Origin of the sequence: Spirulina sp. CCNP1310 (assembly GCF_034932185.1) — a bacterium.
Taxonomy (GTDB): Bacteria; Cyanobacteriota; Cyanobacteriia; order Cyanobacteriales; family Spirulinaceae; genus Spirulina.
In genome coordinates this window covers 71,852-84,590 of sequence record NZ_JAYGHW010000006.1, presented here as the reverse complement: position 1 = coordinate 84,590, position 12,739 = coordinate 71,852, and the positions used below count along the sequence as shown (strand labels likewise).

The window sequence follows — 12,739 nt, the reverse complement described above, 5'->3', positions numbered from 1 at the left end:
CATGGGGAGATATTTCTTAAAAACTTGACCCCGGCTCCTTCAAGAACTCTATTTCCTCCTGCGTAGAACTACGCCCCAAAACTTGATTGCGGTGGGGATACCGACCAAAACGATCAATGATCGCTTTATGTCGTAACTCAAACTCATAGTTTTCCGTTGGTGTAAATTCCTGATAAAGCGTCTCCGCCACAACATGAATCTGCTTTGATTCACTGTGCATATAGGGCAATAATAGAAAAACGCGCTGCGTAGGATTCAGCACGTTCAACACCCCCGATGCCACTGCTTCTTGAGCAAGGACGAGGGCGATGGGGTCTTGCGCAAATGCCTGGGGGGTGTTGCGGTAAACATTGCGGGAAAACTGATCCAGGATGATAATTTCTGCGAGGCGACCTTCTGCCGTTGTCCGCCATGGATATAATTCCCCGACAGCGGCTTGTTGCATCAGATCTAAAAAGCGATGTTCAATCAAATCGTCAAAATCTTTGTCCGACTGAAACCAAAGACTTTTCTCAATTTCTTCAAACCAAAATGATAAAACTTGTGTGTACATTGCTTAATTCCAAAATTGCTAAAATACAGCATTTTTACGACGCATCAAAACTCTGCTTTTCCTTTTTTTACGCTGAAAGCATATTCCCAAAGAGGCTTAGAGGCATTGAGAGAGGTCTCTGTGACCCATAGCTTCAAAAATGGCTATATTTTTTCAGTTTTCTAACCTAGAGTTTATCCTACGAACCATTCACTAAGCCATCTCAAAATATTTATCCCACAATATTTAATGATTGTTAACCTAACGAATCGGGATTAAAAGGAAAGTTTTTGGAAAAGCTCCGCCATCGGTAAAGTAAAACCAGGAATCACTGCTTCTCCCTCAAGGACATCGGCAGATTTTACCAAACGATCCGGTTCTTGGGCAGAATGGTAAACTAAAACATAGGTTTCCATGGGGTGAATTATCCAAGCCAAACGAGTGCCGTTTTCAAAGTATTCCACGAGTTTGTTGTGCATCTCTTCCACGGTATTACCCGGCGAAAGAATCTCAACCGCCAAATCCGGCGCACCCTCTAGAAATCCTGTAGGCAACTCCGTTAGACCCTGAAGCCTTTCCTTGGCAAAGAAGGAAATATCGGGAGAGCGTTTATTACCATTTTTCATTTTAAAAGCGGTGCTGGAGTCAAACATAGCACCAAGCTTATGAGTATGAATGTAGCTACCTAGAAAAATCATCAAATTGCTACAAACATAGCCGTGTAATGCGCCTGAATTTCCCATCTCAATTAGTTCTCCGTTGATAATTTCATAGCGATGGCCATCTTGGGGGAGAGCCATGAATGCTTCATCTGTCCAGATTTTAGGTTCGGTTTTGAGTTCGGTGGCAATAGACATTAATAATCTCCTGATTCAGGGGAATGGGATTGCTGAGGGATGGATGAAAGCGTTCGATCGCCCCATCGGTTTCAGCCGGACTGCTGTTGATATTATAGGGAATTTAGTTGTCCCGTTAATCGCTGTAGGGGCGTTGGCGTAAGCCTACGGCACAAAAAATTTGCGCCCCTATATTATGCTGTAGGCGGATGGAAATAGTCATAAATGGTTTGGGCAATATGGGGGCCAATGCCGGGGACAGCTTCAAGTTGGGCCACAGAGGCGGCGCGGATATAGTCTACGGAACGGAAATGGGCTAACAATAACTTTTGGCGGTGAAAGCCTAAACCGGGAATTTGATCTAGTTGCGATCGCCTGCTGGCTTTTAACCGTTGTTGACGGTGGAAACCGAGGGCAAATCGATGGGATTCATCCCGCACCCGCCGCAATAATTGGACCCCTGGCTGCTCCGGTTCTGTGGCTAGGGGTTCTGTTGCACCGGGCAAAAACACCTCCTCCCGTCGTTTCGCTAAACTGATCACCCGTAAATCTTCCAACAAATCCAACTGTTGCAACACCTTCACCACTGCCGATAATTGTCCTTTGCCCCCATCAATTAAGACCAAATCGGGAAAATCCGGGTCTCCCTGTCGGGGTAAGGTGCGATCGCCATAACGACGAAATCGCCGGCCCATCACTTCCGCTAAACTGGCAAAATCATCGGAGCGGCCATTGTGTACCGCTGGGTTTTGGATTTTGTAATGGCGATAATGCTGTTTAGCAGGCATTCCAGCAATAAACACCACTTGAGAAGCGACGGCATTCGACCCCTGAATGTGGGAAATATCATAACCTTCGATGCGTTGGGGCGGCTCCGGCAAATCCAACAACAGGGCTAAATCTTCAAGGGCGGTATGGTTGCGATCGCTCAACCGTTGGGCCCGCTCTAACTCATACTGGGCATTGCGCTCCACCAACTCGATTAATTCCGCCTTTTGTTGCCGTTGGGGGGTGAAAATTTGGACTTTGCGCCCCCGTCGGCCCGTGAGCCAATCCGTCAACATTTCCCCCTGAGGTAACTCATACTGCACCAGAATTTCCTGAGGAATTTCCACCCCATCCACGCCCCGATAATGCTCCTCTAATACCCGCTGTAACACCGCCCCCGGTGCATCCCCTTGGGCAAAAAATCCTAATCGCCCTACCAATTTTCCCGCCCGCATTTGGAACAATTGCACAGCGTAATCTTCCCCTTGGGCGGCGAGGGCGATCGCATCCCGTGACACCGTATCATCAGGGAGGCTCATTTTTTGCTCCCCATGGAGGGATTGCAAAGCCCGGATTTGATCCCGCAACCGCGCCGCCTGCTCAAAGGCTAAATCCGCCGCCGCTGTGTTCATTTGTTGGGTCAATTGATCAATTAATTCCCCACTCCTACCCTGAAAAATCATTGCCACTTTTTGCACAATGGCATGATAATCTTCTGGGGTAATTAAGGATTGGCAAACCCCTGGACAACGGCCAATATCATAATTTAAACAGGGGCGGTCTTTAAAGAGGGGGCGACGGCGTTGGCGGAGGGGAAAAATCTCCTGAATTAACCTTAAGGTTTCCCGGAGCGATCGCACGTCCACATAGGGGCCATAATAGCGGTCAGCGGCTTGGGTGGCGCGGCGTTTACGGGTGAGGAAAATGCGGGGATAGGCTTCAGACCAGGTAATGCAAACATAGGGGTATTTTTTATCATCTTTGAGGAGGACGTTAAAGTAGGGTTGATGGGTTTTAATCAGGTTAGCTTCTAAGGCTAAGGCCTCCGCCTCGCTATCAGTGACAATAAATTCAATCTCCACCACTTGGCGCACCATCATCGCAATGCGATCGCTCAACCGCTGCCCATCACGAAAATAGGAACGCACCCGCGATCGCAATTTTTTCGACTTGCCAATATACAAAATCCCATCGGTGCGATCGCGCATTAAATACACCCCCGGCTCTGGGGGAATTTCCTTTAAGCGCTGGGCGAGGCGATCGGGATCATGGAAGATCGGGGCAATAGGGACGCTAGCGCGGCTCGGCATCGGGGGAATCTCAAGGGAAAAACCGGGGGAAATACCTAAAGATCTAGGGTAGCATAGGCCTGAAGTTCCCCTCGCTGGCTACTCCTTGAGTCGGGGGCTAATGCCGAGGCAGAGCGCGGCTGGCGGAACGGTGATTTTCCCCATCCTCCGGTTTTATCTGCATAAAAATATTGGATCCTCCCTAGATAAGGAGATAGGCCCGATCTGGGGTCATCAGAACAGAGATGATGCAAGCAGAGGAGTTGAACGGGTGATGAACCGTGATTATGAATTGCCTTGGTCGCCCCCCAAACGGGGGAAGCACCCAGAGCAGCAGTTTTCGAGTTTCCTGGAGTTTAGCCCCAACAGCACAACCGCCGGGCGATATGACTATATCAGCCGTTGGCAGTCGGAAAAACGCTGGGTTGAGCATTACCGCACCCTGAGGGCCACCCAGCCGGATTGGGATGTGGTGGAATGGGTGACTTATTTTGTGGATGGCGTGACGGGTGAATCCCTGAATGGAACCGAGCAACAGCTTGCCCTCCATCACCTTTGGTGCTTTTACCAAGAAGATTGTTATTACCTTAGCCGCAAGTGGTTTATGAGTCGTAAACTGCCCCGCCATCTGTTTAGTTGGTCGGAAATTTTCGATGTTGTCTGTGAGCCATTGACGGATCTGGCGAAGGCGAGGAAAAGTTTTAAACACTTTGATCCCCGGTGCAGCTATCGCAAATATGTGAATCAACTTTTATACCACCGCAGCCGCGATGTCTTCCATCGCAAACTGGGGCCCAGCCATTGGCAAACGCCCCCAATGATTTATTCCCTCGAAGAGCCGAATACGGAAAACCAACGAGAGCGATCGCGCCCTGAGCTAGAACAAGAGTTTGAGCGGGAGGAGGCCCACCGACAACAAAAGGTGCAGCAAAACCAAGTGTATCAAATGGTGGAGCAACGGCTACAGCAGTTGGCGCAGGATCGCAACGCCCAGCCCAAAGTCCCCATCCCACCCACCACCCTCACCCTCTGGGACATGATGTTGATCGGTTATGGTTTAAATATTGGTCAATCGGGAACCGTGCAAATTCTCCAGTACAATCATCAGCCCCTGTTCCAAACTAGCCTCTCCCGCAAACTGCAAACCTTTAAAATTGAACTATTTTTAGCCTGTTTAACGCTGTTTGCTCAGGAAATTCAAGACCAATTTGGGGAAAGCTGGGGGGAACAGCCGCCGGAAAAAAATGCCAATTTTCAAAATATGGCTCAAAAACAGCATAAAAGTTTAGATCCGCTCCTAAGACAATACTATCAGGACTGGATTTATGAGTTTGTACTGAAACAAAACTTTGATCCGATGGTTGTATCTACTCTGGATCTGTGGTTGATCAACCAGTTACAAGCTTGGTTTCAGTCCCAACTGAAAATTATTTTTGAGTTGGAAGCTTTAACGCCAGCGATGATCAAAAAAATGGGGCAGGTTTTTCAAGCTTGGGAAGTAGAATTACGCGCCTAAGTTCAGCCCTTTTTCCCTCGGTGTGATCAAAACAAATGTGATATTAAGGAGATCAATCCAGATGTTGTCAATGCAATCCCCCATGCCTGCCCAGCCCCAGCCTTTGATTTTGGATATTGCCCCGGGTGCGATCGCCTCGGCGGAAACCCTGATGGAGCGCCAGTCCACGCCATTGGCAGCCTGGCAAGCCTACCACCACCAGATCGCCTTAGAAACGTTAATGTCGTGGTTGCAGACCCATCGCCCGGAAGCAATTACGCCTTGGTTGCCGCCTTCAGAGCAGCCTGCTTTCTGGGAAGGCGTGGGGGGGGCCGCGTTGCAGTGGGGGGAGGTGCGTTTAGCGCTGTTTGCGACGGAAACGGAGGATCTCGATACTTGGTTGATTCCCCAGGAATGGGTGGATTTACCGGCCTTTGTGGCGGATTACTATTTGGCGGTGGAGTTGCATTTAGAGCCGGATCCGGCGGAGAGTTGGTTGGCGGTGGTGGGCTATGCCACCCATGGGATGGTGCGGGAGGGTCATCGTAATGAAGAGCGGTGTTATTGCTTAGATCGCCAAGCTTTCATTCCCGATTTGTATTTACTGTTCCTGGGTCAGCGGCTGTTTGGCCGCCGTTGGAGCCGGGTTTCGGCGGTGCCGCAGTTTTTGCCTGCGGTGCAGGCGCAATTATTACAGGATTGTGTCCCGGTTACGGAGCCGCGTTTAGGGTTGCCCTTTGAGCAGTGGGGGAGCTTGTTTTCGGTGGCGGCTTGGCGATCGCAACTCTACCGGGAACGAATGGAGCAAGCCAGTTTCGGGCCGCGAATTTTGTCCTTGGGTCGTTGGCTGAAGCAACGGCAGGGGGAAATTGAGCAGGCGATTAACCAAGGTTGGCAAAGTTTAGAGGAGATTGCCCAGAATTTCCACAGTTCGGAAATGTCCCTGGCCTATCGCTTTGGGGGAGATTATCGTCTGCAAACGGGGTCTTGGTTTCCCGATGCGGTGCCGGGGGTGGTGGAGGTGTTACGCTCGGCGGTGGATAAGGAGACGCAATTATCAGCCATTTATCTGTTGGGGCAAATTGGCCAGGGGGATGGGGAGGCGATCGCCGCTCTGGTGGCGTTTCAAGCTAGTACAACCGATGCGGATTTGCGACGGCAGGCGGCGGTGAGTTTGGGGAAAATTGACCCCAGCCATCCGGCGGCGGGGATTCGTCGGGGCAAGGTGTTGGATTTGGGCTTGCAGGTGGGGGAATCCCCGGTGGTGTTGGTGTTGACGCTGTTGCCGGAGGGGGAGAAAACCAATATTCAAATGCGCTTAAACCCCATTGGCGATCGCGCCACGTTACCCCCAGATATTCAGTTAATCATTGAAGATGGGGAGGGGGTGATATTTCAGGAAGTGCGATCGCGGGGTCAGGATCAGGCCTTACAATTAGCATTGCGGGCCAATGGGGGCGATCGCTTTACGGTTGTTGTCGTTTTTGGCGATCATCAAGTCCGGGAAACCTTCCAAGTTTAGGGGGTAAAGATGACAATGAAGCAGGTGGTTTTACGGTTTGGGCAAGGGGGCAATTTAGCAGTAGGGTTTGCTCTGCATTTACGGATTTATACCGCCAGCGAAACGCTCACGGAAATCGATGGTGCATTGCCCCCCGATCCGGTCTTGTTACACATTTATGAAAGTTTACGGGACAGTTATCGGCAACAATGCCATTTGGCCTATCGCGGTTTTCGAGGTTTAGAAGCCCTTGATGAAGTGACGCACATTTCGATTCGGGATGCAGCGGTGGATTTCACCCAAGGGTTAAATGATTGGTTGGATCATTCCCCAGAGTTTCAACCGATTCGGGAGGAGTTGCTCGATCATCTCAATAGGACAGATCGGGTGCGGTTTGTGATCCATACCCAAAACCCGGTTTTGCAATGGTTGCCTTGGCATCTCTGTAATCTTTTTCAGCGCTATCCCTATGGGGGGGTGAGTTTGAGTTTACCGAGGCGATCGCATTCCCTACCCTATGCTTCTTCTCAATCTCGCGTGAGGGTGTTGGCGGTGTTGGGGGATAGTACGGGGATTAATATTCAGGCGGATCTGTGGTTATTGCAGGATAAGTTACCGCCGGATGCGGAAATTTTACCGCCACTGGTTGCAATATCTCGCAAGGTTTTGGGGGAAAAACTTTGGGAGCAAAGCCCGAATATTTTGTTTTTTGCGGGCCACAGTTCTAGCACGGGGCCGCAGGGGGAATTTTTTCTCAATGAATTTGAGAGTGTAACCATTGCCGATCTTAAATTTGCCTTGAGTAAAGCGATTGAAAAGGGTTTAAAGTTAGCCATTTTTAATTCCTGTGATGGGTTGAAGTTGGCCCAAGATTTAGCGGATCTCAATTTACCGGCGATTATTGTGATGCGGGAGCGGATTCCCGATGCAGCGGCGCAATATTTCCTCGATTATTTCCTGACGGCTTTTGCTGATCCCACAGACCCAAAACCCTTAACTTTAGCGGTACGGGAAGCCCAGGAGCGGCTCCACCATTTAGAGCAGGATTACCCTTGTGCTAGTTGGTTGCCGGTACTCTGTCAACAACCGGAAGCCGCCGATCTCACCTGGGCCGATCTCCACGCTCCCCCCAAGCCTTCACCGATCAAAGCTGAGATCAAACGTTTTCCCGTCAGGATCGTTAGCGTCATGCTAGGGGCTTTGGTTTTGAGTTTTTCGATGATTAAACCCAATCTTGCCGCCTACTTTAACAAACAAGCGTCGAATTGTATCAATCAGAGCGATTTGATTTGTGCCAAGCAGAATTTAGATATTGCACTGAGGTTAAATAATCGTAATGGCTCAGTCCACAATAATTTATCCCGATTCTATGAAAAAATCAAAGATTATCCTAAGCGAGATCATCACCTTGATATTGCTGTAGCGTTAGGCGATGCTGCGGCTTGTACTGGGAAAGCTGTTCGGCTCATTCATGCAGATCAACTATCAGAAGCTGAATCTTTACTACATGGCTGTCAGCAAATCAAGAATCTATCAAATACTGTGAAGTATTCAATTTATAAGAACTATGGTTGGATTTATTATGAACAGGAGCATTTCCAAAAAGCACGAATTGCACTTGAAAAGTCTCTAGTATATCGTCCTCAAATGGGAGCAGCCCATTGTTTATTAGGGCGAGTTAAGTTGAAAGAAAATCCAGAAAATTTAAAGTCAGAAATTGGGGAACATTTTCAAGTTTGTGTCGCTCATACCTATAAAGACCGCATTGAAGAATTAGAGTGGTCTAAATTTGCAGAAGATTATCTTGATCAATTACAGGAGTAGTTATGGTTTCACTGCATTATTCAGGGGTAAAGATGTTCGGGGGCTTTTTGGGGGCTTCCCTCTTGCTGTTTCAGGGTGTTTCCTGGACAAATTCGTTTCCAGTATTTGCCCAATCTCCAGAGACAAGACCCCCAGAATGTGATGAAAATGGGGATTGTCCCCGTGGTGATTTAGATCCCAATACGCCCCATATTATTAGCCCGCGTAATAGCTATATTTTGAGCGATCGCCCCCTGATTCGGTGGTATCAAGTCGAAGGAGCAACCCGCTATCTTGTCAAAATTCAAGGGCCAAATCTTCAGTGGCAGACCGAAACCACTGATCCCTTTGTGACCTATAACGGTGAAAACTTAGTACGGGGAGAAGAATATTCCGTCATCGTCAGTACCCATGATGGAGAGCATCAAGATCGGGCATCCTTCATCTGGTTAAACACAGAACAAGAGCAGGACATTCAAGGAGCCATAGCCACCCTCAGCCGCGATTTAACGCCCCAAGAAGAAGCCTTAGCCATTGCCGCAATCTATGAACAACATTTCCTATTCAATGATGCCATTGCTGTCCTAGAAACCCATCTTGAGGAATTGGGGGGAACAAAAGTGATTTATGATGAACTGGTGGATTTGTATCGTCAAATTGACTTGACGAATAAAGTCAAATTTTACCAAGAGCAAAACAGCAACCCAAACCCCTCAATCTAACGCGGAGCAGAAAAGAGGGGAGAGGGAAATAAAGGGAAATTCAGATTTTCTGCCCCCGTCTCACTCCTCCCTCCTCACTCCTTCTGCAAACCGGACTGGCATAATAGGAATAGAAAAACCCTGATCCTAGGGAATTGAATCCGCTATGCCTGCCAACCCGATCACCCAATTTGTCACCCAATTTGTCCAACGGTTCAATGCCCCCCCGGCCCTCAAACCGGGGGCGCGTGTGCCAGAACTTTGGGTACAAACCGCCGACACTGACCAAGCCCAAACCCATCCCCTCGTCGGCGATCGCTACCTCCTAGGGCGCAGTTCCAGCCAAACGGATATCGTCGTCCGGAACCCCGTCGTCAGCCAAGTTCACCTCTCCCTCAGCCGCGACCCCGCCCAACCCCGCCAATTCATCATCAAAGATGAAAAATCCACCAACGGCATTTATTTGGGTCGTCGTCGCCTCAAAACCCTGATGCTCCGCCATGGGGATGTGTTGACATTGGGGCCGCCGGAACTCGCCGAAGGGGTACAGTTGCGCTACCATAACCCGCCGCCGAAATGGGTGCGGGGCTTACAATATGGCCTCGGTGGTATGGGGGGGATCGTCGGCTTGGTCGTCATCGCCATTGGCATTGAATGGCTGAAAATCCCCATTTATCCCCTCCCCTCCGGCGTAGAGGGGCCCGTGATGGTCTATGCCCGCGATGGGGAAACCCCCCTGCGACAACTACCCACGCGATCGCACCAAGAATTAAAACGCCTGCGAGACTTCTCCCCCTACCTCCCCCAAGCAGTGATCGCCTCCGAAGATAGCCGTTTTCATTGGCATTTGGGGGTTGATCCTTTGGGGATTTTGCGGGCGGTGGTGGTGAACTTCCAACGGCGGGGCATTGCCCAAGGGGCCAGCACCGTCACCCAACAATTAGCCCGCAGCCTTTACCCCGATTATGTGGGCCGCTCCAATACGGCAGGGCGGAAAATTCGCGAGGCCATTGTGGCCTTAAAACTGGAAACGTTCTACAGCAAAGATGAATTACTGCGCAACTACCTCAACCGCGTCTATTTAGGCGTGGGGAGCTATGGCTTTGAGGATGCCGCCCAGTTTTATTTTGATAAATCCGCCGCCGATGTCAGCTTAGTTGAAGCAGCAACCTTGGTGGCAATCCTGCCAGCCCCCAATAGTTATAACCCTGTGCAGGACTATGATACAGCGGTGCAGTTGCGCGATCGCGTCATTGAGCGCATGGCTCAATTGGGGATGATTTCCCAGGCAGAAGCCAATCAGGCCCGGCGATCGCGCATTGAAATCAGCCCCACCGCCACAGAAATCCTCAGCAGCACGATCGCCCCCTATTTCTACAGCCACATTTTCACCGAACTCCATCAACGCCTGGGGGAGAGCCTGGCCCGAGAAGGCAATTTTATTGTTGAAACGGGCCTCGATGTGGAGAAACAGGCGGCAGCGGAAAAAGCGCTTAAGGCTTTGGTAGAGCGGGGTTTGGGGTTTGAGCAGGGGGCGATTGTCACCCTCGATTATCGCACGGGGGAAGTGGTGGCCCTGGTGGGGGGTGTGGATTACAAGCAAAGCCAATTTAACCGCGCCACCTCTGCCCAACGGCAACCGGGTTCCACGTTTAAGCTCTTCGCCTACGCCGCCGCCCTCGCCCAAGGCATCCCCGCCAGCAAAACCTACGATTGCAGTCCCGTCACTTGGGAGGGGCAACGCTATCGGGGTTGTGAGCGCAGCAGTGGGGCGATCAATATGGATCGGGGCATGGCGCAATCGGAGAATGCCGTAGCGATCCGGGTGGCTCAGGATGCGGGGATGGAGAACATGATCGCCATGGCGCGAAATTTGGGGGTGCGATCGCCCCTGCGGCCTTCCCCCGGTTTAGTGTTGGGGGAGAGTGAAACCAATGTGTTGGAAATGACCGGAGCCTATGGGGCGATCGCCAATGATGGCCAATGGCATCGCCCCCACACGATTAAACGGGTGCTAGATAGTGGCGACTGTCTCGATCCTGAGGATCTCCAAACCTGCCGCGTCATCTACGATGCCAGCCAAGACCGCAGCGCCCAGCGCCAAGCCGTCAGTCCTGAGGTCGCCCAAACCCTCCAGCGGATGTTCCGGGCCGTCGTGCAGGGCGGAACGGGGAGCCGAGCGGCCTTGGGCTTAGGGGAAGGGGGCAAAACCGGCACAACGGATCGCCTTGTTGATCTCTGGTTTATCGGCTCCGTCCCAGGGGCAAACCTCACCACCGGCATTTGGCTCGGCAACGACAACAACAGCCCCACCCGAGGCAGCAGCGGCGATGCCGCCCAACTCTGGCGCGACTATATGCGCCAAATCACCCCTTAGGGGCAAAAAATTCGATTTTTCGCCCCTACATCACCTACAACTTTTCACGATCTGACTCAGCAGATTCCCGATGATTGAACAAGCCCCAGAAACCGAGCAATTAATCCAAGACGTAAGCCGCGCATTGGACAAGTTGGGAAATCCCTTATGGGATTTTCTAAAATGGAAAGTGCGACCAGCAGCGATACGCCTTTTTAAACAGTGGGGAATTACTGTTTATGAACTTCACAATGAGGTTTCGGTTAAACGGGCTGATGGATGGTTAGAAATCGACTTATTTTTGGTTAATGATACGCAAGCCGTTTTAATTAAAGCTCAAGATCAACTCACCCAAAGAGATGTCGATCAGCATTTAGAGCGGTTGGCCAAATTTAAACAATTCATGCCCCGTTATCGAGATACCCAAGCCTTGGGGGCGGTGGCGGCGATGGTGGTCACGGACGAAGTGGCCGATTATGCCTACCGTCAGGGCTTGTTTGTATTAGCCCAATCGGGGGAAAATGTTGTGATTCTCAATGATGCCCAGTTTCAGCCGCAGGGTGGTAATTGGGGAAAGAAACCGGGTTTTGATCCTCTGGCCCGGCTGCTCCCGCTGTTGCGGCCTGCTTAATCATTCGTTGCCAAAATGGTATCAGCGCTAAAACTGGCGGGAGAATCCCCTATAACGGGAAGGGCAAGGACAAACGCGCCTTGCGGTTCCTCTTACCCTAAACGCCGATGTTAACGCCTTTTTTCCCCCAACGCTTGGCTCCCTTCGCCCTCGCCTGCTCCCTGCTCATTGCCCCCTTCGCCCTCCCGGCCTGGGCCCAAGAACAGCGATCGCGCCTCCTCACCGTCACCGGCACGGGCATCGAAACGATCCCGACGACGATCACGCGGGTGCGCCTCGCTGTAGAAGTGCGCGGCGAAGATGCGGCGGTGGTGCAGCGGGAGGTGGCCCGCCAAACCGCTCAGGTGATTGCATTATTGCGATCGCAAGGTGTGGAACGCCTCCAAACCACCGGCCTCAGCCTCCAACCCCGCTACGAATCCCGCGATGATCAACGGGAACCTCGCTTGGTGGGTTATATCGGCTCCAATAGTGTCGCCTTTCGCATCGCCACGGAATCCGCTGGCGATGTGATTGATCGGGCGGTGGGAACAGGTGTCACCCGTATTGATGGGGTGGAGTTCCTCGCCACCGATGCCGCAATGACAACCGCCAGGGCGGAGGCTCTGCGCCAAGCGACGGCCAATGCTCGGGCCGAAGCGGCGATCGTCTTGACCGCCCTTGGATTGCGGGAACAGGAGATCACCAGGATTCAGATTAACGATAGTGGTGTGGATTTTAGTCCCCGCATTCAGGCGAATACGATCGCCTTTGAAGCCGCTGATGCGATCGTGGGGGGAGATCAAACCGTCCGGGCCTCGGTCACGCTGGAAATCCGCTATTAATCG

The 12,739-nt window shown here is 51.3% G+C and carries 10 protein-coding genes; 7 read left to right on the top strand and 3 right to left on the bottom strand.

What is annotated here, in order from left to right; genetic code table 11:
* Positions 1–16 precede the first annotated feature (16 nt).
* The 3 genes from VB712_RS03165 to uvrC all read right to left on the bottom strand — a co-directional run bounded on the left by VB712_RS03165 (position 17) and on the right by uvrC (position 3,446).
* Positions 17–553, bottom strand: a complete 537-nt coding sequence (locus VB712_RS03165; protein ID WP_323252050.1) for a DUF924 family protein — start codon at positions 551–553, stop codon at positions 17–19.
* 254 nt (positions 554–807) lie between these two features.
* Entirely contained in the window at positions 808–1,389 is a 582-nt protein-coding gene (locus VB712_RS03160; protein ID WP_323252048.1) for a Uma2 family endonuclease, read from the bottom strand.
* 173 nt (positions 1,390–1,562) lie between these two features.
* Positions 1,563–3,446 carry an excinuclease ABC subunit UvrC gene (gene uvrC, locus VB712_RS03155; RefSeq protein WP_323252046.1) on the bottom strand — a complete coding sequence of 628 codons (1,884 nt, stop codon included), beginning with the start codon at positions 3,444–3,446 and terminating at the stop codon, positions 1,563–1,565.
* A gap of 253 nt (positions 3,447–3,699) precedes the next feature.
* Between uvrC and VB712_RS03150 the strand changes: the two genes are divergently transcribed.
* From VB712_RS03150 to VB712_RS03120, 7 genes are all read left to right on the top strand, one after another.
* Positions 3,700–4,941 carry a hypothetical protein gene (locus VB712_RS03150; protein ID WP_323252044.1) on the top strand — a complete coding sequence of 414 codons (1,242 nt, stop codon included), beginning with the start codon at positions 3,700–3,702 and terminating at the stop codon, positions 4,939–4,941.
* A gap of 82 nt (positions 4,942–5,023) precedes the next feature.
* Positions 5,024–6,442 carry a DUF1822 family protein gene (locus tag VB712_RS03145; protein WP_323252042.1) on the top strand — a complete coding sequence of 473 codons (1,419 nt, stop codon included), beginning with the start codon at positions 5,024–5,026 and terminating at the stop codon, positions 6,440–6,442.
* Positions 6,443–6,451: 9 nt separating this feature from the next.
* Positions 6,452–8,245 carry a CHAT domain-containing tetratricopeptide repeat protein gene (locus tag VB712_RS03140; protein ID WP_323252040.1) on the top strand — a complete coding sequence of 598 codons (1,794 nt, stop codon included), beginning with the start codon at positions 6,452–6,454 and terminating at the stop codon, positions 8,243–8,245.
* 2 nt (positions 8,246–8,247) lie between these two features.
* A complete protein-coding gene (locus VB712_RS03135; RefSeq protein WP_323252038.1) occupies positions 8,248–8,946 on the top strand; it encodes a hypothetical protein in 699 nt (232 codons plus the stop codon).
* Between the two features lie 145 nt (positions 8,947–9,091).
* Complete coding sequence (locus VB712_RS03130; RefSeq protein ID WP_323252036.1) at positions 9,092–11,302, top strand: transglycosylase domain-containing protein; 2,211 nt, start codon at positions 9,092–9,094, stop codon at positions 11,300–11,302.
* A gap of 280 nt (positions 11,303–11,582) precedes the next feature.
* On the top strand, positions 11,583–11,912 hold the full coding sequence (locus tag VB712_RS03125; protein WP_323252034.1) for a hypothetical protein: 330 nt from the start codon (positions 11,583–11,585) through the stop codon (positions 11,910–11,912).
* Positions 11,913–12,019: 107 nt separating this feature from the next.
* Positions 12,020–12,736: an SIMPL domain-containing protein gene (locus tag VB712_RS03120; RefSeq protein WP_323252032.1), complete on the top strand. Its 717-nt coding sequence runs from the start codon at positions 12,020–12,022 to the stop codon at positions 12,734–12,736.
* Positions 12,737–12,739: the final 3 nt, after the last annotated feature.